Here is a 21290-nt window from a genome sequence, read left to right on the forward strand (position 1 = left end):
TTAGAAATTAATTGGAGGATTTGTTAAATGGCTAACAAACAAGATTTAATCGCTAAAGTTGCAGAAGCAACTGAGCTTACTAAAAAAGATTCAGCAGCAGCTGTAGATGCAGTATTCTCAGCAATCGAAAGCTTCCTTTCTGAAGGCGAAAAAGTTCAATTAATCGGTTTTGGTAACTTTGAAGTTCGCGAACGCGCAGCTCGTAAAGGTCGTAACCCACAAACTGGTGAAGAAATTGAAATTGCAGCTTCAAAAGTACCTGCATTCAAAGCTGGTAAAGCACTTAAAGACGCTGTAAAATAATTAAATAGAAAGGAACCTTGTCCATCAACTCCTGTTGGGCAGGGTTCTTTTTGCCATATACGACAAATTTCGAGTGCTGACAAAAGTGTTTTAATGATTTATGTTATAATCAATTTACTGATGAAAAATAGAAAGAATTATAATTATGGATAAATCACTTTTGCTTGTTGTTATTTTTTTAGGAGCTTTTTCTTTGTTCAAAGCCGCCATGTTAATTATGGTTGGCATGGCAATGAAACCAAAAGTTGATGAAGATGGCAACATTGTGAAACCAGTTGATGAAGAAGACGAAGAGAAGCAACCTCCAATTAACGAGGATGATAGCGATTTTTGGGATAATTGGTGATGAAAAAAAACGTCCAGTGGACGTTTTTTTCACGAGCCAAGAAATAGGAAAGCGAGTTAAGTCCAGTGGACGTTTTTTTCATATGCTTAGAAAACAAGAAAGTGAGTTTTGCCCCAAATTTTTTCGCAATCTGAAGATAATTAAGGGAAGTTAGTGATAAGATGCACGTTTGTGAAATTTTTCAAAACATGTTTAATTATGCAGTAAGAAAAAATTGAATAGTTGATAATACTGGCAAAAAGGGCGAAAAATTGGGATTTTCAGACCTTATTAATATAAAAATTTCAAATTATGTGAAAATTTTGTATTGCTAAACTAAACAAAGACCATTATAATGGATAGTATGGAAAATAATAAAATAGAACAAACTTTTTTTGGACAGCCTAAAGCTTTGTTTACTCTATTCCAAACAGAACTTTGGGAACGTTTTTCTTACTATGGCATGCGTGCCATCTTGATTTACTACTTGTATGCATCAGTTACTGCGCCGAATGCAGGTTTGGGACTTCCTAAACCACAAGCGATGGCGATTGTTAGTATCTATGGTGCATTAGTATATCTCTCAGGTATTATTGGAGGATGGTTCGCAGACCGTGTTCTGGGAGCATCTCAAACAATCTTCATCGGTGGTATTCTTATCACTCTTGGTCACATTGTTTTAGCGGTTCCTTTTGGATTAACATCTCTCTTTATTTCCCTATTCTTCATCATCTTGGGAACTGGGATGTTGAAACCTAACATCTCAAATATGGTCGGTCACTTGTATGAAGCAGATGACCCACGTCGCGATACAGGATTTAATATCTTTGTTATTGGTATTAACATTGGTTCATTGCTAGCTCCGATTGTGGTAGGTACAGTTGGTCAAAGTATCAACTACCATTTAGGTTTCTCACTTGCTGCTATTGGTATGGTGCTTGCATTGTTCGTTTATTGGTTTGGTCGTATGAAACAATTCCCAGAATTGGGAAATAAACCATCAAACCCAATGACTTCAGCAGAAAAACGAGGCTTATTAGTAAAATTAGCTATCGGTCTTGTTATCTGTGCTGTTGGTGGAACTTTCCTTTACCGAGCAAACCCATCTAATTTTGTTAATAATCTAGTTAACATTCTTTCAATGGCTGGTATCTTCATTCCATTCATTTACTTCGTTATGATGTTTGCTTCTAAGAAAGTATCAAGCACTGAACGTAAACAATTGTTGGCATACCTTCCATTGTTCTTGTCATCAATCATCTTCTGGTTGGTCGAAGAACAAAGTGCGACAGTTATCGCTGTTTGGGGTGAAACTCGTTCAAACTTACATCCAACTATTTTTGGAATGAACTTGTACATTGATCCATCATGGTACCAATTGCTTAACCCATTGTTCATCGTTGCTTTAACACCTGCCTTTGTATGGCTTTGGAACAAAATGGGTGACCGTCAACCTTCTCCAGTAACTAAATTTGGACTTGGTCTTTTGTTAACTGGTGTTTCATACTTGATTATGACGTTGCCAGGTATCTTATATGGAACTGATAAACGTGTAAGCTTCATGTGGTTAGTTATCATGTTTGCTGTTCAAATGGCTGGTGAATTGCTTGTTTCTCCAGTTGGTCTATCTGTTTCAACTCGTCTTGCACCACTTGCCTTCCAATCTCAAATGGTTGCTCTTTGGTTCTTGGCAGATTCAACTTCACAAGCTGTGAATGCTTTGATTACACCATACTTTGCTAAAGAAACAGAAGTTGCATTCTTCGGTATCCTAGGTTTGGTTTGTCTTGCTGTAGGTGTTATGCTACTCTTCATCAACAAACCTGTATTGAAATTAATGCGTAACGATAAATAATAAAATAAAACGAAGAGGTTTTTGTCAATTAATAGGAGGTGACAATCAAAACCTCGAGCGAGAACATTTGTTCTCGCTTTTTTTATTGCTCGAAGTTAAGAATGTTCACTAAAACAGGTAGTACAAAATCTTTGTGACCTGTTTTTTTAATTAATCAATGTACTGTAATTTTCCACGGAAGTCATCTAGTGTTTTATAGCCTTTTTCTTCCATGATAGCTTTCAATTCGTCAGTGATACGTGCAAAAGCAGTAGGACCTTCTTGGTGTAGAATTGTTCCGAGTTGAACCATGCTTGCTCCGCAAAGAATATGTTCAAATGCATCACGACCAGATTTAACACCACCAGTTCCGATAATTTGGATAGATGGATTTAAACGTTTGTAAAATGCGTGAACGTTAGCTAGTGCAGTTGGTTTAACATAATCACCACCGATACCACCAAAACCATTTTTAGGTTTGATAACGACAGTCTCGTCGTCAATGACTAAGCCATTTCCAACTGAGTTAATGCAGTTAACAAAAGTAAGTGGGAATTTGTTAAAAATGGCAGCTGCTCGGTCAAAATGAGCAATGTCAAAATAAGGAGGTAGTTTGACTCCAAGTGGTTTTGTAAAGTAGGTGAAGATATTTTTTAAAATTCTTTCAGTTGTTTCAAAGTCGTAAGCAATTTGTGGTTTACCCGGGACGTTTGGACAAGAAAGATTCAATTCAACTAGTCCTTGATAATCAGAAGCTTGGACGGCTTTTAAAATAGTATAAGTTTCTTCTTCAGACATACCAACAAGTGATAGGAAATGATTTTTACTTTCTGGGTTATTTTGGAGTTCTGTGACATAATCAAGATAATATTGATAGCCATGGTTTGGTAAGCCCATAGAATTAATTGAACCAAGAGCGGTATCAGCATAACGTGGTTCAGGATTACCTGGTCGTGCAACGAGCGTTCCTGTTTTTGTCACAAAAGAACCAGCAGCTGAATCTTCAATCTCAGCCAATTCTTCGCGTGTCATACAGTAAACGCCAGCGGCATTCATAAGGCAGTTATCAAAATCGAACGCACCGATTTTAGTAGCAGTTGAAACCATAAAGTCCTCCAAGATATAATTAATAAAAGTGACAAATGTCCTAAATTATTACTGCTTTCATTGTACTATTTTATAGATATGAATTCAAGTGCTTTCCGAACGATATTTTAAAATATAAGCGAAAACAGAAAGAAATAGCGAATTCAACAGAACAAAAGATACTTTTATAGCAAAAAAATGGCATAAAAAAGGAATAAGACAAATTTTAGCTGACATGAATGTAAAGACTTGCTAGCATTTTATAAAAGTGGTATATTTAATTTGTTAGAACATTTGAACAAATATTCAAATGTTCTAGTGTTAGAGGAGAAGAATAATGAAAGATAATAATGAATCACAAAACTTGCTGCAGGGTGATTTGTTAAACAATGTTTCTAGTTTTTTTAAAGCACTTGGAAACACCACGCGTTTGCAAATCATTTGTTGTTTAAGTAAGGGAGAGTTGAAATCGAGTGAATTGGCAGAGATTCTTGAAATGACACCATCAGCTGTTTCACATCAGTTGACTCTGCTTAAAAATCTTAAGATTGTTTCTGCCCGCCGTGATGGAAAGAATCAGATTTATGCCCTTGCTGATAAGCACATCAGTCAAGTTTTGGAGTCTGTTGTAGAGCACTATCAGGAGGACTAAAAATGTCAGGTAAACATAAAAAATCCCTTTATCGGATTTTGCTAGCAACATTAGCTTTTATTGCTGTTTTTATAATTGTGAAGATTAGCCATGCTAATCTCGTGCTGCAGGCTTTGCTGTATGCTATCCCGTTTTTGATGGCAGGCTACGATGTTTTGAAAAAAGCTGCGCTGAAAATCAGTCAAGGTAAAGTCTTTAGTGAGCATTTTTTGATGTCTCTAGCGACGCTTGGAGCATTTGCGCTAAGTTTTATGACTGGCGAGTCTGAATTTGCAGAAGCAGTTTTTGTTATGATTTTCTATCAAGTCGGTGAATTCTTTGAGCACATCGCTGAAGGAAGTAGCGAGAAATCTATTTCAGAATTGCTAAACTTGCGACCTGATTTGGTTCATTTAGAAGTGGATGGCAATATCAGTGATGTTGAACCAAAAGATTTGCAAGAAGGTCAAGTGATCGTCATTAGACCTGGTGAAAAGGTGGCAATTGATGGAATTTTGATTTCTGGTGAATCATCTGTTGATACTGCAGCTTTGACTGGCGAAAGTTTACCTCAAAGTGTTCAAGTTGGCGACCAAGTCCTTTCAGGAATGATTAATATGACTGGAGTTATTCGGGTCAAAGTTCTTCATACTGTTCAAAATTCAACCTTGAGCAAAATTTTGGACTTACTTGAAAATTCATCTGCCAATAAGTCAAAAAGTGAACGTTTCATGAGCAAGTTCGCAGCGATTTATACACCGACTGTCGTGATTGCAGCTCTTGTTTTGGCATTTTTGCCACCATTATTGTCAGGAAATTTCATGGCTAATTTTCCAGAATGGCTAAGTCGTGCATTGACTTTCCTTGTAATTTCTTGCCCATGTGCTTTGGTGATTTCGATTCCACTAAGTTTCTTTGGAGGACTCGGAGCAAGTTCGAAGGCTGGCGTTTTAATCAAGGGATCAAATTATCTTGAAAGTTTGGCTAATCTTGAAACTTTGTTGCTTGATAAAACAGGAACATTGACAGAAGGTGTTTTTGAAGTGACTGCCCTTCACCCAAATGACATCAAGAAAGAACATTTGTTGCATCTTGCAAGCCATGTTGAACGTTTTTCAAGTCATCCGATTGCTCAATCATTGCGTGAAGCTTATGAGAAAGAAGCAGATGATTGTTCGATTACTGATGTGGTTGAAAAATCTGGCTACGGCATTACTGCCAAAGTTAACGGGCATGATGTTGCAGTTGGTAATACTAAGTTTATGGATAGTTTAGGAGCTGGTTGGAAGACTTGTCATAAAGTAGGGACAATTGTTCATGTTGCTATTGATGGTAAATACGCTGGGCACATTGTTATTTCAGATTGCATCAAATCAGATACGAAAGAAGCCTTAGAGCAGCTTCGAAAAGCTGGTATTAAAAATTTAGTCATGTTGACTGGAGATCGTCACGAAGTTGCTGAGAAAGTGGCTGGTGAACTTTCTATGACTGACTACAAAGCTGAGCTATTGCCAGCAGATAAAGTGACTGAGCTTGAAAATTACTTAGCTCAAAAGCATCCACGTTCGTCAGTAGGTTTTGTTGGTGATGGGATTAATGATGCTCCAGTTTTAGCGCGTGCTGATGTCGGTATTGCAATGGGAGGACTCGGTAGTGATGTTGCTATTGAGGCAGCAGATGTTGTTGTGATGAATGACCATTTATCAAAAATCGCACAAGCTATTAAAATTGCACGAAAAACAATCACTATTGCCCGAGAAAATATTCTCTTTTCGATTGGAATTAAAGTTCTTGTCTTAATTCTAGCAAGTCTTGGCTTGGCTAATATGTGGCTTGCCATCTTTGCAGATGTTGGTGTAACAGTACTTGCTACGCTTAATGCCATGCGAACAATGAAATTGACATAAAAAATAATTTGAACTATAATAGCTTTAATCATATAGAAAGCTACACTTTCTTTTGAAAGTGGGAATGGCGATAACATCTTTTTCAGAATATCCTTTTGGGGATGAGAAATTGATGCTATCGTCGTTTTTTATTTAAAAGTAGTAGGACTCTTTTAGAGAAAATTAGCAATTATACTAGCTTTTTTACAGCTTTTTGGGTAGAATAGTAAAGGTAAACGACTTATCGGTCGTAATAAAAACTGGTTAAAATGCTGAGCCAAAAATAGTTTAATTGTATATCTGTTTTCAGAAAAAAGGTTAATATCTATTTTTCGCTGTGTATTTATAGCCTTTGGACTATTTTAAAGGAGACTTTATCTAATGGTAAAATTAGTGTTTGCACGCCACGGTCAATCTGAATGGAACAAAGCTAACCTTTTCACTGGTTGGGCTGATGTTGACCTTACAGAAGAAGGAACTAAACAAGCTACTGAAGCTGGTAAATTGATCAAAGAAGCAGGAATCGAATTCGATGTTGCTTTCACTTCAGTTCTTAAACGTGCTATCAAAACAACTAACCTTGCTCTTGAAGCTTCTGACCAACTTTGGGTTCCAGTTGAAAAATCATGGCGCTTGAACGAACGTCACTACGGTGGTTTGACTGGTCAAAACAAAGCTGAAGCAGCTGAAAAATGGGGTGACGAACAAGTTCACATCTGGCGTCGTTCTTACGATGTATTGCCACCAGCTATGGCTAAAGATGACCAATACTCAGCACACACTGACCGTCGTTACGCTAACCTTGACGACAAAGTTGTTCCAGATGCTGAAAACTTGAAAGTTACTTTGGAACGCGCTCTTCCATTCTGGGAAGATAAAATCGCTCCAGCTCTTAAAGATGGTAAAAACGTCTTTGTAGGTGCTCACGGTAACTCAATCCGCGCTCTTGTAAAACACATCAAACAATTGTCAGATGACGAAATTATGGATGTTGAAATCCCTAACTTCCCACCACTTGTATTCGAATTTGACGAAAAATTGAACGTTACTGACGAATACTTCTTGGGTAAATAATCTGATACAAGATTATAAGGCTTAAAACCCTTGATATGAAAGCATTCTAGGCTAGTCCCTAGGGTGCTTTTTTTGAATTTGTTTAGATTTTTATTACGAAAATATTTTATTAAGTCATACCTCTTCTATATTTTCAAGGTTTTATGGTATGATTAGTAGTAAGTATTAAATTATTAAAGGGGGCTTTTATGAAAGCAGCAGAGCGCCGTCAAAAAATTATTGATATTTTAAGTCAGACACAAGTTCCCATTTCAGCCAGTACTTTAGCAAGCCAGCTTGGTGTTAGTCGTCAAATCATCGTTGGAGACGTTGCTTTACTTCGAGCAGCCAACCATGATGTGATTTCAACACCTAAAGGATATGTTTTGTCACAAGCACTTTACTCGCATCAATTTATTGGGAAGATTGCTTGTCAACACGGCCCAGAAAGAACGAAAGAAGAATTGGACTGTGTGGTTTCTAAAGGTGGTATTATGGTTGATGTGGAGGTTGAACATCCGGTTTACGGGATGTTAACGGCACCACTTAATATTAAGAGCAAAGAGGATATTGATAATTTTGTAGACAAGGTTGAGCATTCTAATGCGACACTTTTATCATCTTTAACAGAAGGTATTCATACACATACATTGTCATGTCATTCAAAAGATGAATTTGAAGAAATCAAAGCACTTTTATCTGACAAAGGCATTCTTTTAAAATCAAATTAGAGCAACTACAGGTGTCTTGACACCTGTTCTTTTTTTATTTATAATAGGCAAGGTCAATTAACTAATTTCAAAAAAACGTCAAATTGCCTTTGGTTAATTGATTAAAGCTATCTTCAGTACCTGGGTGATAATTGAGGATCATACCAGGTATTATCATATATAAATAAAAGGAGTTTCCATATGAGACGTCATCAAACTAAGTCTCTTGCTTTTACAGCAATTTTAGTTGCTTTTGGAATTTTGATTCCAATGATTATGCCTGTTAAGGTTGTTATTGGTCCAGCATCGTTTACTTTGGCTAGTCATGTTCCAGTGTTTATGGCTATGTTTATTTCACCACAAGTGGCAGCACTGGTTGCGCTTGGAACAAGTCTTGGATTCTTGTTAGCTGGCTTTCCGATTGTCATTGTTTTACGAGCAGTATCGCACTTACTTTTTGCATTAGTTGGTGCTATTTTGGTCAAAAAACGTCCAGCTTTGCTTGAAAAACCAGCCTTGACATTTGGTTTAGTTTTGTTTCTAAATATTTTACACGGTTTAGCTGAATTTATTGTTGTTTTGGTCTTGACTGCTGGCGCACATACAGGAGCAGCATATGTTTGGTCATTAGTTGGATTGATTGGTGTTGGGTCTCTTGTTCACGGGGCGATTGATTTTTATATTGCATATTTCCTTTGGAAATTCTTGCGTGATAAAGTTGGCGTTGATTTTTCAGTTGACGCAAAATAATTTTAAGTTAGTGAGGAATGGAATAATTCCTCGCTTTTTTATATCTAAAATGAGCTGATTTTTTCTTGAAAAAAGGATATGTAAAAAAGTGAAACTTTTACATTCTGAGCCACTCTCTTTTAGGCAAATTGTGATAAAATATAAAACGAAGCTTTTAATTGTGAGGAAAGAATGTCAGTTAAGAAGAGATTGGGCAAGATTAAAATTGTCAAAAAAACAACTAGTATCACAAAACGCATTTATTTGATTTTTGCGGTTATCGTCGTCTTATTTTCAATTATTGTTTTAAGATTAGCGCAGATGCAGATTTTAAATAAATCTTTTTACGATGATAAGCTAAATTCATCAACTACCTACAAGGTGACTTCATCAAGTCCACGTGGTCAGATTTTTGATGCGGCGGGAAACCTATTGGTTTCTAATAATGTTAAGCAGGTTGTTGCTTTTACACGTAGCAATACCATTACCGCTGAAGAAATGAAAAAACTTGCTAAGACTTTGTCAACTTTGGTAGATTTTACAGAGACAAACGTAACTACTCGTCAGAAAAAAGACTATTATCTAGCTGATTCTGATACTTATGCTAAAGTGGTTAAACGTTTGCCGGACAAAGAAAAATATGATAACTACGGTAATAATTTAACGGAATCTAAGGTTTATGCAAATGCTGTAAAATCAGTGACTGATGATGAGATTAATTATTCTGAAGATGAATTGAAACTGGTCTACATTTTTAGTCAAATGAACGCTGCTTCAACATTTAGTACAGTTAATTTGACAACTGGGGATTTAACAGACGAGCAAATTGCTTATATCACAGCTAACCGTTCAAAATTGTCAGGTATTTCAATCGCGACTGATTGGGATCGTGAGACATCAGAAAGTTCATTGTCATCTGTTATCGGTACGGTTTCTTCAAAACAAGCAGGTTTGCCAGCTGAAGAAGCAGAAGAATATCTTGCTAAAGGTTACTCTATGAATGACCGTGTTGGAACATCTTATCTTGAAAAAGCCTATGAAGACGAGCTCCAAGGAACACACACTGTCCGTAAAATTATAACAGACAAGACTGGTAGCGTGGTTTCAGATGAGGTAACCAGCGAGGGGAAAGCTGGTAAGAACTTGAAATTAACAGTTAATTCAGAGTTCCAATCTGGTGTTGAAAATATTTTAAATCAATATTACAGTGCTGAAATTGCGGCTGGCTATGCGACTTATTCAGAAGGAGCGTATGCGGTTGCCTTGAATCCACAAACAGGTGCTATTCTAGCTATGGCTGGTCTTTCTCATGAGACTGGGGATGCGACAACTACTCTGGATGCACTAGGTGCTATTAATGATATTTTTGTACCAGGATCTGTTGTCAAAGCTGCGACAATTAGTTCTGGTTGGGAAAATAATGCTATTTCTGGCAACCAAGTCATTGCTGACCAATCAATCAACCTGGCTGGTTCTCCAGCAATCAAATCTTGGTTTACTGGTAGCGGTGCAACTAATATTACAGCTGTTCAAGCACTTGAGTATTCTTCAAACACCTACATGGTTCAAGTTGCTCTTAAAATGATGGGACAAGATTATTATTCTGGCATGGCGCTTTCGACTGATGGTATGAAAGAAGCGATGGAAGAACTTCGTGCAACATATGCTGAGTATGGTCTTGGTACAAGTACTGGTATTGACCTTCCTGAAACAACAGGTTACATTTCAGATGATTACTCGGCAGGTAATGTTTTGACAGAAGCTTTTGGTCAGTATGATTCATATACACCAATGCAATTGGCTCAGTATGCTGCAACAGTAGCTAATGGTGGTAAACGTGTTGCTCCACACTTGGTTGATAGTGTTTATGATAATGATGGAACAACAGGAATTGGAACATTGTCTAAAACTATTGAGACTAATGTATTGAACCAGGTCAATATTTCAAATAGTGAAATGGCGCTACTTCAACAAGGTTTCTACCAAGTAGTTAATAGTACAAGTGGTTATGCAACTGGTACTCACATGAGAGGAAATGTTACTATCGCTGGTAAAACAGGTACTGCCGAAACTTATGCGGTTGATAATGGTAACGTCATTACAACTGTTAACTTAAGTGTCCTTGCTTACGATTATTCAACAAGTGATGATTCTAAAATTGCAGTAGCAGTAATTATTCCTCACTTGACAAGTGATGAAAGTCACCCTAACCAATTAATCGCGCGTGACATTATTAATCTGTATATGTCAACTTACGCAAATCAATAATAAAATGAGTGCGAGTCGGCCTATGTCGGTCGGCTCGTGACTTTATCGAAAGGAGAAGTTATGCTTTATCCAGCACCTATTGCAAAATTAATTGATAGTTTTACAAAACTACCTGGAATCGGGATTAAAACAGCGACTCGCTTAGCTTTCTATACCATTGGAATGTCTGACGAAGATGTGAATGAATTTGCTAAAAATTTGTTATCAGCTAAGCGTGAATTGACATATTGTTCTGTCTGTGGCAATCTAACTGATGATGACCCTTGCAGTATCTGTACTGATAAAACTCGAAAACGTTCAGTGATTTTGGTCGTTGAAGATTCAAAAGATGTTTCTGCCATGGAAAAAATTCAAGAATATCATGGGCTTTATCACGTTTTGCATGGATTGATTTCACCGATGAATGGCGTTGGACCTGATGATATTAATTTGAAATCATTAATCACACGTTTGATGGATAGTGAAGTGAGCGAAGTCATCATTGCAACTAATGCAACAGCAGACGGAGAAGCAACGGCTATGTATATTTCACGTGTCTTAAAACCAGCGGGAATCAAAGTAACACGCTTAGCGCGAGGGCTAGCTGTTGGCTCAGACATCGAATATGCTGACGAAGTGACCCTACTTCGTGCCATTGAAAATCGAACAGAATTATAAACTAAGAAAGCAGCGATTTGCTGCTTTTTTGTTATGCCTTATTTTAACTTTGAAAGAATGTGCTATAATAAAAATGCGATAATTTGTTATATTAGAGAGGTATTGGATTGCAATTTTGAAAAATGATGATAAACAGATAAAGTTGAACTCTAGAATGACTCGATATCTTTACTTTTTAGGGATGAGTATTATTTTTGCATCACTAATTTTTCACTTAAATCGTCTGACATTATTTACATCAGATGATTATACTTATCATTTTGTGTATCAGGGATATATGCCAAACCCTCATCCTGAACGCATTAATGGTTTGTTTTCAATTGTGAAATCTCAAATCAATCATTGGAAATTATGGAATGGTCGCTTTGTGGCTCATTCAATAGTACAATTCTTTTTACAATTTAAAAAGATATATTTTGATATTTTTAACACACTTGTTTATTTAATATTAATGTTGCTTCTGCTTTCTATCAGCAAGGTAAAAGAAGTTGTTAAAATTACCCCAATCACTTATTTATTATTATTTATTTTTTTATGGTTTTATCTTCCAGAAATAGGAAAATCTGTTTTGTGGGTTTCTGGTTCAGGAAATTATTTATGGACTAGTGTGATTTATCTTGCATATTTTCAATGTATTATATTAATAGCTAATAAAGAAATTTCGGTTTTGAAGGGAATCGGAATTATGTTTTTGGGCTTTTTAGCTGGAGCGTGCAATGAAAATTCATCGCCGGCAATTTTATTAATGGCATTTCTGTACTTGATTATTCACTATCCTTATAAAAGTAAAGGAACAATATTTGGATTAGGAAGTTTAGTTACTGGTGGATTAGGATTCTTATTGATGATAAAATCTCCAGGGTCACAAAAACGTGGTGAGATGGCACTGAATTTTGATGTCTTAAAAAATAATTTTAGACTGATTTTAGATAGCTTAATTCAGAATTACTGGTTAATTTATATTTTAATAATTATTTTACTTATTATATTAGTTATTAAAAAAATACAGCTGTCTAAAGAAACAATCAGCTTGCTAAGCGTATTAGCTATTGGGCATTTCACATCGATTTTTGCATTAGTTTTATCTCCAGAAACCCCAAAAAGAACTTTTTTTGGTGCGGTATTATTTATTGGAATTGTTTTATTTAGCTTAATAAATATTTTAAATCAGAGAATTAGGAAATCTGTATTTGTTGTTTCACTACTTTTAACGATTCTATTTGTTCAAAGTTACTTGAGTGTGAATAATGATTTAACAAAATCATTTAAGGAAGTATCCTATCAGTATAGTATATTATATAATGCTCCCCAAAATAGTGATGTAACGCTGCCATTGTTAAGTACTCCTAAAACAGATTATAATGCTTATCAATTAACGTCCAATGTAAAAACAGATCCAAATGATTGGTTCAATAGATGGATGGCGGTTTATTTTGAGAAAAAGACTATTACTGGATATTGATGATTCAGAGTATACATTGGTCAATAATTAAGGTTTAGAAAGCAGCGATTTGCTGCTTTTTTGTTTGTCAAATTTTCTATCATCAAAACACTTAAGGTGATTTGAAAGGTGGCTTTATTTGTGGTATCATAAGTAGGAAATTGTAATAGAAAAGGAATTGAACTTGAACCGAGTTTTAGCTTATTTGGTGGAGTTGCTCGGTTCGATGAGAAATGTATTGAGCGTTGGTCAAGCTTGGTATGTTTTCTGTTCAGGTAGTTAAAGTTTATGGCAAAAGAAACGCTTGTTTTACTTTATGGTGGACGTTCTGCAGAACGTGAAGTATCTGTTTTATCAGCTGAAAGCGTCATGCGTGCGATTAATTATGACAAATTTTTTGTGAAAACTTATTTCATCACAAAATCTGGTGATTTTATCAAAACACAAGAATTTTCAAGCAAACCTGCTGACGATGAAAAATTGATGACTAACGACACTGTTGTTGAAAGTCAAAAAATTAAACCAAGTGATATTTATGAAGAAGGGGCAGTTGTTTTCCCTGTTCTTCACGGTCCAATGGGAGAAGATGGTTCTGTTCAAGGTTTCTTAGAAGTTCTTAAAATGCCTTATGTCGGAACTAACATTTTGTCATCAAGTATTGCAATGGATAAGATTGCTACAAAACACGTTCTTGAATCTGCTGGTGTGCCACTTGTTCCTTACGTGACATATGTTGAAGGTTCTGACCTTGATGCAGCTGTAGCAGAAGTAAATGACAAATTAACTTACCCAGTCTTTGTTAAACCAGCTAACATGGGTTCTTCAGTAGGTATTTCAAAAGCTGAAGATGAAGCAGCACTTCGCTCTGCAATTGACTTTGCCCTTAAATATGATAGCCGTATTCTTATTGAAACTGGTGTCAATGCCCGTGAAATCGAAGTTGGTATTTTAGGAAATACTGATGTGAAAACAACTCTTCCAGGTGAAGTTGTTAAAGACGTTGCTTTCTACGATTACGACGCTAAATACATCGATAACAAAATTACTATGGATATTCCAGCGCATATTGATAGTAAAATTATGGAAGAAATGCGTGGCTACGCTGAAACAGCTTTCCGTGCTATTGGTGGCTGTGGTTTGTCACGTTGTGATTTCTTCTTGACAGAAGATGGACATGTTTACCTCAACGAATTGAATACAATGCCTGGTTTCACACAATGGTCAATGTATCCACTTCTTTGGGAAAACATGGGGCTTGCTTACACAGATTTAGTTGAGAAACTAGTTGAGCTTGCTAAAGAAATGTTTGAAAAACGTGAAAGTCATTTGATTTAAAATAAAAGCACCCTTGAGGTGCTTTTTTACTGTACAAAAATAACCTCAGAGATGGGATAACTCTCTGAGATTTTTTGTTTATAGATTTGCAAGCTTGCGTAGTTCTGGGATGCGCTGCAGTCTCGGAACAACAAGCATTGTAATGATAATACGAAGTGGAATTTCAAAGATTTTTAACCAACGTCCAGCAACATACTGTGCCCAAAATGGAACACCAAAATAAATCTGAATGAGCAGTGGTGTAAAGATAAAGGTTCCAATTAGCATGGTTACAAGTGTCGCAAGTGTGACATGAATCCAATCTTTTTTGCTTGACCAGCGTAATTCTCTACCATAAAAGAAAAATCCATAGAAAAAGCCCTGTACAGCTTCCATCAATGTCCACCAAATGATGAAGTTTCCTTCGCCACTTGAGAGATTATCAACGACATCAAGAATTGCCAAACTGATAAATCCCCAAATAGGACCTGCAATCATTCCGATAATGGTATTGACGATAAATGTCAAACTAACCACTAATTGTTGTGGAATGATAGGAATTGAAAATTTCCCGACGATGAAAGCAAGCGCAATCAGCATAGCTAAGCTGACTAAACGCTTAGGGGTAGGTTTAGGGGTTTGAAAAAAGTTTTTCATGATTGCTCCTTTTAAACATAAAACTGGAGCTGTTAAAAAATAACAGCGGATGCAACGATTCACCGCGCAAATTGCTTCGTTGTGTGACGACATCCCATTCACACACACTTAACGCGAATCATCTACTCTGTGCAAAACAAGCTTTGCAGTTACATTGTACCATAAAAATCGCTGCATGATTAATAAAATATGGTATAATAAAAAGCGTTAACACTAGATTTTTTAAAAAATTAAAAAGGATTGAAAATGAAATTAACATTGCATGAAGTCGCCAAAGTTGTTGGCGCTAAAAATACTATTTCGGAGTTTGATGACGTTCCCCTGCGACAAATTGAATTTGACAGTCGCAAGATTGAAAAAGGCGATTTGTTCTTACCTCTAAAGGGTGCGCGTGATGGACATGACTTTATTGAAACAGCTTTTGAAAATGGAGCTGTCGCTACTTTCTCAGAACGCAAAGTAGAAGGTCATCCTTATATTTTAGTTGATGATTGTTTGCAGGCTTTCCAAGAGTTAGCAAGCTATTATCTTGAAAAACAACGTGTTGATGTCATCGCAGTTACTGGTTCAAATGGTAAAACAACAACAAAAGATATGATTGCGGCTGTTTTATCAACAGAATACAAAACTTACAAGACTCAAGGAAACTATAACAATGAAATTGGTTTGCCTTACACAGCTCTTCACATGCCTGACGATACTGAGAAGATTGTCCTTGAAATGGGACAAGATCACATGGGTGATATTCATCTTCTATCAGAACTTGCTAAACCACATATCGGTGTTGTGACATTGATTGGTGAAGCTCACTTAGAGTTTTTTGGTAGTCGTGATAGGATTGCAAAAGGTAAACTTCAAATCGTCGACGGTATGGATTCAGATGGTATTTTGATTGCACCAGCAGATTCAATTGTTGATCCTTACTTACCAGAAGGTCAAATGGTTATTCGATTTGGTGATGGCGCAGAGATTTCTGTGAATGACTTGCAAGAAAGCAAGGATTCTTTGACTTTTACAACAAATGTCATTGATCGACCAATTACGCTTCCTGTACCAGGAAAATACAACGCTACAAATGCAATGGTAGCAGCCTATGTTGGTAAATTGCTCGCGATTTCTGATGATGATATCGTAGAGGCTCTTGAAAATATTGAATTGACTCGTAATCGTACGGAATGGAAAAAAGCAGCAAATGGTGCAGATATCTTATCAGATGTGTACAATGCTAACCCAACAGCAATGCGTTTGATTTTAGAAACATTCTCTAAAATTCCAGCTAACGAAGGTGGTAAAAAAATTGCTGTACTTGCTGATATGAAAGAACTTGGTGAACAATCTGTCGAACTTCATAAGCGTATGATTATGAGTTTGTCACCAGATGTACTTGATACACTTGTTTTTTACGGGGAAGATATTGCAGAGCTTGCTCAACTAGCTAGTCAAATGTTCCCACTTGGAAAAGTATATTACTTCAAGAAAACAGCTGATGAGGACCAATTTGACGACATGTTAAAAACAGTTCAAGCAGTTTTGCAACCAGCTGACCAAATTTTGCTAAAAGGAAGTAATTCAATGCATCTTGCTAAAGTAGTAGAAGCATTGGAAGGAAAATAGTAGTAGATGGTAAAGAAAGTATTTAGGGATAAAAATGAAGAGTGGCTTCTCGCTTATCGAGTGTTGTACTTCATCGAATATTGTATCTTATTTCTAGCGTGGTTTTTAAAACGCTATCCGTTTCCACAACCGTTTTTCTTGTTTATGTCTAGCGTGTCAATCATTGGTGGTTTTGCAATTTATTTGTGGAACTTACGTCGAACAGGCTTTTCAATTGAGAAAATCTTAGCTGGAATTTTTGCACTTGTTTTTCTGATTTTATTGCCAACATCAGACTATCTCGACACGGCAGTAGATGATTTGAATATGATTCTCTTCTTTTTACTGTCCGTAAGTGTTGATAAAGATGACGATAAGCTAATTAAAGCACTGCTCTATTTCAAGATGATTGTAGGAATCTTGGTATTATTTGCTTATAATGGGCATGTTATAGATGATATGATAATGTATCGAGGTCATAAGGATTTAGTAAGACATTCTTATGGATTTATGCATCCGAATTCGCTTGGCATGTTTTTCATTAGCTTAGTTTTTGATTTTTCATTGATTAAGAAATCTTATAACTTTACTGGTGGATTAGTCATGTTGCTAGCGGCTTTGCTAGTTTTTGCGGTCACTGATTCAAGAACTTCATTCTTTATTGCTCTAGCAATTATTTTATGCTATTTCTTGAAGCCAATTTTATCAAAGGTCAAGGTCTCAGGATACGCTATTATGCCATTTTTAGTTGGAATGTTTGCACTCGGTCTTGCTTTGCCACGATATTTTACACCTGATAATCCTATCTTTGTTACATTAAATCACTTATTTACCGGACGAGTTGGAATTGGACATGCTTATTTGGAACAATTCGGCCTGAATTGGATGCCAAGAAATATTCCAACTTTTACAGAAATTAATGGTATTCCAATGTATGACGATAGTTTCTATGTCGACTCGCTTTTGCGTCAAGGTATTATACTGTTTTGTTTGTATCCAATCTTTTTACTGGTCCAGTTGAAAGGAAAAAAATTCACGCTTTTCCATAGCTTACTTTTCTTGTTAACGTTCTCTATCAATACGATGGAACATTATGGTGCAACTGTTCAAATTTGTAGCATTTTATTGCTAAATTATTTTGCGCTTTCTGAAGATAAGCTAGAGGACAAATATTGAAATAGCGACTAATTTTAGTTATAATAATAGAGTTATGGAGTCCCATGACTCTATTTTTCTATTGCAAAAAGGAGTGGACCAATGTAGCCACTAATTAAAACTGTGATATCGTAATTTAAGAATTTACTAAAAGTGATAAGGAAATAAAATGACAATTCAAGATGACATTAAAAAACGTCGTACATTTGCCATCATCAGTCACCCGGATGCTGGTAAAACGACAATTACAGAACAATTACTTTATTTTGGTGGAGAAATCCGTGAAGCTGGTACTGTTAAAGGTAAAAAAACAGGGAACTTCGCAAAATCTGACTGGATGGATATCGAAAAACAACGTGGTATCTCTGTAACATCATCAGTGATGCAATTTGACTACGCTGGTAAACGTGTTAATATCCTTGATACACCAGGGCACGAGGACTTCTCTGAAGATACTTACCGTACACTTATGGCCGTCGATGCCGCAGTCATGGTTGTTGACTCTGCCAAAGGTATCGAAGCACAAACGAAAAAACTTTTCGAAGTTGTAAAACACCGCAATATTCCAGTTTTCACTTTCATCAACAAACTTGACCGTGATGGTCGTGAACCACTTGATCTTTTGGAAGAATTGGAAGAAGTACTTGGTATTGCAAGTTATCCAATGAACTGGCCAATCGGTATGGGGAAATCATTTGAGGGGCTTTATGATTTGTACAACAAACGTTTGGAACTTTACAAAGGTGATGAACGTTTTGCCGCGCTTGAAGATGGTGATAAATTATTTGCTAACAACCCATTCTACCAACAAGTTTTAGAAGATGTTGAGTTGTTAGAAGAAGCAGGAAATGAATTTTCAGAAGAAGCTATCTTATCAGGTGATTTGACACCAGTCTTCTTTGGTTCTGCCCTTACAAACTTTGGTGTGCAAACTTTCCTTGATACATTCTTGCAATTTGCTCCAGAACCTCATGGTCACAAAACAACTGAAGGTAATGAAATCGATCCTTACGATAAAGATTTCTCAGGATTTGTCTTCAAAATCCAAGCTAACATGGACCCACGTCACCGTGACCGCATTGCTTTTGTGCGTATCGTCTCAGGTGAATTTGAACGTGGTATGAGCGTGAATCTTGCTCGTACGAAAAAATCAGTGAAATTGTCAAATGTGACACAGTTCATGGCAGAATCACGTGAAAATGTTGAAAATGCCGTTGCTGGTGATATTATCGGTGTTTACGATACAGGAACTTACCAAGTTGGTGATACATTGACAGTTGGTAAAAATAAATTTGAATTTGAACCACTACCAACCTTCACACCAGAATTGTTCATGAAAGTTGCTGCTAAAAACGTTATGAAGCAAAAATCATTCCACAAAGGTATCGAACAGTTGGTACAAGAAGGAGCAATCCAATTGTACAAAAACTATCAAACTGGTGATTACATGCTTGGTGCCGTTGGTCAATTGCAGTTTGAAGTGTTCAAACACCGTATGGAAAATGAATACAATTCTGAAGTTATCATGACACCAATGGGTAAAAAGACTGTTCGCTGGATTAAACCAGAAGATCTTGACGAACGCATGTCATCTAGCCGAAATATTTTGGCTAAAGACCGCTTTGATCAACCAGTTTTCCTTTTCGAAAATGATTTTGCACTTCGTTGGTTCGCAGATAAATACCCAGAAGTTGAACTAGAAGAAAAAATGTAATAAATAAAAAGTCTGAGTTTAGCTCAGGCTTTTTTTTACTTAAGATTTGGCATAAAAAAACAGCCCTGACGAATCAGAGCTGTTTTCTTGAGATTATGAAAAAGAAAAGTTTTAGGATGTTTATATTATATGTATCAATCCTTAAAGAAACCTTAAAATTCTTTCAAAAACTGTCAAAAACATTTTTTACAGAAAATTTAAAATTATTAGATTTATGAAAGCGTGTTAATGATATAAATGGACCTGTTTCCTATCTTTTTGTTCTAGAATATGTTACACTAGAAAAGTTGTTAAACAACGAAATTAAAGTTTAATAAGGCAGCTTCGCACTGCCTTTTAGAAAAGAGAAAAATTTGAAATTTACAGAACTTAACTTATCGGAAGCAATCCTTGCTGCTGTTGAAAAAGCAGGCTTTGTTGAGCCATCACCAATCCAAGAGTTGACAATTCCTTTGGCATTGGAAGGTAAGGATGTTATCGGACAAGCGCAAACTGGTACTGGGAAGACAGCTGCTTTTGGTCTTCCAACTTTAGATAAAATCGATACAAGTCGCAATCTTGTTCAAGCTTTGGTGATTGCGCCAACACGTGAATTAGCGGTCCAAGGTCAAGAAGAATTGTTCCGCTTTGGTCGTGAAAAAGGAGTTAAAGTCCGTTCAGTTTACGGTGGCTCAAGTATCGAAAAACAAATCAAAGCTCTTCGCTCAGGTGCACATATCGTTGTTGGTACACCAGGACGTTTGCTTGATTTGATTAAACGCAAAGCTTTAAAACTTGAACATGTTGAAACATTGATTCTTGATGAAGCAGATGAAATGCTTAACATGGGATTTTTAGAAGACATTGAAGCTATTATCAGTCGTGTACCAGAAACACGTCAAACGCTTCTTTTCTCAGCTACAATGCCAGAAGCAATCAAACGTATCGGGGTTAAATTCATGCAAAATCCTGAACACGTTAAAGTAGCTGCTAAAGAATTAACAACTGATCTTGTTGATCAATACTATATTCGTGTTAAAGAACAAGATAAATTTGATACTATGACTCGTCTTATGGACGTTGACCAACCAGAATTGTCAATTGTCTTTGGACGTACAAAACGTCGTGTTGATGAATTGACACGTGGTTTGAAATTGCGTGGCTACCGAGCTGAAGGAATCCACGGTGACCTTGATCAAGGTAAACGTCTTCGTGTCCTTCGTGATTTTAAAAACGATAATATTGACATCTTGGTTGCGACTGACGTTGCAGCACGAGGACTTGATATTTCAGGTGTGACACACGTTTATAACTACGATATTCCACAAGATCCAGAAAGCTACGTTCACCGTATTGGTCGTACAGGTCGTGCAGGTAAACATGGTCAATCTATCACTTTTGTAGCACCAAACGAAATGGGTTACTTGTCAATTATTGAAAAATTGACGAAAAAACGCATGAAAGGTTTGAAACCAGCTACAGCTGATGAAGCCTTTAAAGCTAAGAAAAAAGTTGCTCTTAAGAAAATTGAACGTGATTTTGCTGATGAAAAAATCCGCAACAGCTTTGATAAATTCAAGGGTGATGCGGTTAAATTGGCAGCAGAATTCACACCTGAAGAGTTGGCTCTTTACATTTTGAGCTTAACAGTGAAAGACCCTGAAACTCTTCCAAAAGTTGAAATTGCGCGTGAAAAACCATTACCATTTAAACCTTCAGGTGGTGGATTCAACAACCGTAAAGGTGGACGCAATAACGGTCGTGGTCGTGATAATCGTCGTGGTGGACGTGACCGTAAACGTGATGACCGTGATAATGGCTACCGAGATTTCAAACGTACATCATCTAAGAACAAACGTGATTTCCAAAATAAAGATAACAAACGCCCACACCGCACTTCAAGTGAAAAGAAACCTGGATTTGTTATCCGAAATAAAGGTGAAAGATAATAACTG

18 protein-coding genes and 1 riboswitch are annotated in these 21290 nt (G+C 36.5%); of the genes, 16 read left to right on the forward strand and 2 right to left on the reverse strand.

What is annotated here, in order from left to right; translation table 11 throughout:
* Positions 1-27: 27 nt before the first annotated feature.
* From ACNTMY_RS02885 to ACNTMY_RS02895, 3 genes are all read left to right on the forward strand, one after another.
* Entirely contained in the window at positions 28-303 is a 276-nt protein-coding gene (locus ACNTMY_RS02885; RefSeq protein ID WP_009853724.1) for an HU family DNA-binding protein, read from the forward strand.
* Positions 304-448: 145 nt separating this feature from the next.
* Positions 449-649: a hypothetical protein gene (locus ACNTMY_RS02890; protein ID WP_423216575.1), complete on the forward strand. Its 201-nt coding sequence runs from the start codon at positions 449-451 to the stop codon at positions 647-649.
* Between the two features lie 343 nt (positions 650-992).
* Positions 993-2483 (forward strand): peptide MFS transporter, encoded by a 1491-nt coding sequence (locus ACNTMY_RS02895; protein ID WP_423216576.1) that lies wholly within the window; start codon positions 993-995, stop codon positions 2481-2483.
* Positions 2484-2633: 150 nt separating this feature from the next.
* On the opposite strand, the gene ACNTMY_RS02900 is transcribed toward ACNTMY_RS02895, so the two are convergent.
* Positions 2634-3569: a dihydroorotate oxidase gene (locus tag ACNTMY_RS02900; protein WP_423216577.1), complete on the reverse strand. Its 936-nt coding sequence runs from the start codon at positions 3567-3569 to the stop codon at positions 2634-2636.
* Between the two features lie 316 nt (positions 3570-3885).
* Between ACNTMY_RS02900 and ACNTMY_RS02905 the strand changes: the two genes are divergently transcribed.
* From ACNTMY_RS02905 to ACNTMY_RS02945, 9 genes are all read left to right on the forward strand, one after another.
* On the forward strand, positions 3886-4200 hold the full coding sequence (locus ACNTMY_RS02905) for an ArsR/SmtB family transcription factor (protein ID WP_423216578.1): 315 nt from the start codon (positions 3886-3888) through the stop codon (positions 4198-4200).
* A 2-nt stretch (positions 4201-4202) separates the two neighbouring features.
* On the forward strand, positions 4203-6086 hold the full coding sequence (locus ACNTMY_RS02910; RefSeq protein WP_423216579.1) for a heavy metal translocating P-type ATPase: 1884 nt from the start codon (positions 4203-4205) through the stop codon (positions 6084-6086).
* A gap of 360 nt (positions 6087-6446) precedes the next feature.
* Positions 6447-7139 (forward strand): phosphoglycerate mutase, encoded by a 693-nt coding sequence (locus tag ACNTMY_RS02915; protein WP_020916409.1) that lies wholly within the window; start codon positions 6447-6449, stop codon positions 7137-7139.
* 188 nt (positions 7140-7327) lie between these two features.
* Positions 7328-7849, forward strand: coding sequence for a transcription repressor NadR (locus ACNTMY_RS02920; RefSeq protein WP_021141895.1), 522 nt, complete (start codon positions 7328-7330; stop codon positions 7847-7849).
* A gap of 180 nt (positions 7850-8029) precedes the next feature.
* Positions 8030-8578, forward strand: a complete 549-nt coding sequence (locus tag ACNTMY_RS02925) for a hypothetical protein (protein ID WP_423216580.1) — start codon at positions 8030-8032, stop codon at positions 8576-8578.
* A gap of 171 nt (positions 8579-8749) precedes the next feature.
* Complete coding sequence (gene pbp2b, locus ACNTMY_RS02930) at positions 8750-10825, forward strand: penicillin-binding protein PBP2B (RefSeq protein WP_423216581.1); 2076 nt, start codon at positions 8750-8752, stop codon at positions 10823-10825.
* A gap of 60 nt (positions 10826-10885) precedes the next feature.
* Entirely contained in the window at positions 10886-11482 is a 597-nt protein-coding gene (recR, locus tag ACNTMY_RS02935) for a recombination mediator RecR (RefSeq protein ID WP_021141898.1), read from the forward strand.
* A 115-nt stretch (positions 11483-11597) separates the two neighbouring features.
* The gene (locus ACNTMY_RS02940; RefSeq protein ID WP_423216582.1) at positions 11598-12944 is read left to right on the forward strand and encodes a DUF3329 domain-containing protein; all 1347 of its coding nucleotides are present in this window, start codon (positions 11598-11600) and stop codon (positions 12942-12944) included.
* Between the two features lie 267 nt (positions 12945-13211).
* On the forward strand, positions 13212-14258 hold the full coding sequence (locus ACNTMY_RS02945) for a D-alanine--D-alanine ligase (RefSeq protein WP_423216583.1): 1047 nt from the start codon (positions 13212-13214) through the stop codon (positions 14256-14258).
* Between the two features lie 78 nt (positions 14259-14336).
* Here ACNTMY_RS02945 and ACNTMY_RS02950 read toward each other — a convergent pair whose 3' ends face one another.
* A complete protein-coding gene (locus ACNTMY_RS02950) occupies positions 14337-14894 on the reverse strand; it encodes a folate family ECF transporter S component (protein ID WP_423216584.1) in 558 nt (185 codons plus the stop codon).
* A 41-nt stretch (positions 14895-14935) separates the two neighbouring features.
* Positions 14936-15026: riboswitch (THF riboswitch) on the reverse strand.
* Between the two features lie 114 nt (positions 15027-15140).
* On the opposite strand from ACNTMY_RS02950, the gene ACNTMY_RS02955 reads away from it, so the two are divergent.
* The 4 genes from ACNTMY_RS02955 (at position 15141) to ACNTMY_RS02970 (ending at position 21284) form a co-directional block, all read left to right on the forward strand.
* Positions 15141-16508: a UDP-N-acetylmuramoyl-tripeptide--D-alanyl-D-alanine ligase gene (locus ACNTMY_RS02955; protein ID WP_423216585.1), complete on the forward strand. Its 1368-nt coding sequence runs from the start codon at positions 15141-15143 to the stop codon at positions 16506-16508.
* Between the two features lie 6 nt (positions 16509-16514).
* Positions 16515-17663 carry a polymerase gene (locus tag ACNTMY_RS02960; protein ID WP_423216586.1) on the forward strand — a complete coding sequence of 383 codons (1149 nt, stop codon included), beginning with the start codon at positions 16515-16517 and terminating at the stop codon, positions 17661-17663.
* 148 nt (positions 17664-17811) lie between these two features.
* The gene (locus tag ACNTMY_RS02965; protein WP_024344266.1) at positions 17812-19356 is read left to right on the forward strand and encodes a peptide chain release factor 3; all 1545 of its coding nucleotides are present in this window, start codon (positions 17812-17814) and stop codon (positions 19354-19356) included.
* A 353-nt stretch (positions 19357-19709) separates the two neighbouring features.
* A complete protein-coding gene (locus ACNTMY_RS02970) occupies positions 19710-21284 on the forward strand; it encodes a DEAD/DEAH box helicase (RefSeq protein ID WP_027967940.1) in 1575 nt (524 codons plus the stop codon).
* Positions 21285-21290: the final 6 nt, after the last annotated feature.

It is taken from the genome of Streptococcus equinus, from assembly GCF_049393735.1.
Lineage (GTDB): Bacteria > Bacillota > Bacilli > Lactobacillales > Streptococcaceae > Streptococcus > Streptococcus equinus_G.

Bases quoted from the DNA above. Each gene is read 5' to 3' on its own strand.
- ACNTMY_RS02885 (WP_009853724.1), top strand. From the start codon at position 28: ATGGCTAACAAACAAGATTTAATCGCTAAAGTTGCAGAAGCAACTGAG.
- ACNTMY_RS02890 (WP_423216575.1), top strand. From the start codon at position 449: ATGGATAAATCACTTTTGCTTGTTGTTATTTTTTTAGGAGCTTTTTCT.
- ACNTMY_RS02895 (WP_423216576.1), top strand. From the start codon at position 993: ATGGAAAATAATAAAATAGAACAAACTTTTTTTGGACAGCCTAAAGCT.
- ACNTMY_RS02900 (WP_423216577.1), bottom strand. From the start codon at position 3,569: ATGGTTTCAACTGCTACTAAAATCGGTGCGTTCGATTTTGATAACTGC.
- ACNTMY_RS02905 (WP_423216578.1), top strand. From the start codon at position 3,886: ATGAAAGATAATAATGAATCACAAAACTTGCTGCAGGGTGATTTGTTA.
- ACNTMY_RS02910 (WP_423216579.1), top strand. From the start codon at position 4,203: ATGTCAGGTAAACATAAAAAATCCCTTTATCGGATTTTGCTAGCAACA.
- ACNTMY_RS02915 (WP_020916409.1), top strand. From the start codon at position 6,447: ATGGTAAAATTAGTGTTTGCACGCCACGGTCAATCTGAATGGAACAAA.
- ACNTMY_RS02920 (WP_021141895.1), top strand. From the start codon at position 7,328: ATGAAAGCAGCAGAGCGCCGTCAAAAAATTATTGATATTTTAAGTCAG.
- ACNTMY_RS02925 (WP_423216580.1), top strand. From the start codon at position 8,030: ATGAGACGTCATCAAACTAAGTCTCTTGCTTTTACAGCAATTTTAGTT.
- pbp2b (WP_423216581.1), top strand. From the start codon at position 8,750: ATGTCAGTTAAGAAGAGATTGGGCAAGATTAAAATTGTCAAAAAAACA.
- recR (WP_021141898.1), top strand. From the start codon at position 10,886: ATGCTTTATCCAGCACCTATTGCAAAATTAATTGATAGTTTTACAAAA.
- ACNTMY_RS02945 (WP_423216583.1), top strand. From the start codon at position 13,212: ATGGCAAAAGAAACGCTTGTTTTACTTTATGGTGGACGTTCTGCAGAA.
- ACNTMY_RS02950 (WP_423216584.1), bottom strand. From the start codon at position 14,894: ATGAAAAACTTTTTTCAAACCCCTAAACCTACCCCTAAGCGTTTAGTC.
- ACNTMY_RS02955 (WP_423216585.1), top strand. From the start codon at position 15,141: ATGAAATTAACATTGCATGAAGTCGCCAAAGTTGTTGGCGCTAAAAAT.
- ACNTMY_RS02960 (WP_423216586.1), top strand. From the start codon at position 16,515: ATGGTAAAGAAAGTATTTAGGGATAAAAATGAAGAGTGGCTTCTCGCT.
- ACNTMY_RS02965 (WP_024344266.1), top strand. From the start codon at position 17,812: ATGACAATTCAAGATGACATTAAAAAACGTCGTACATTTGCCATCATC.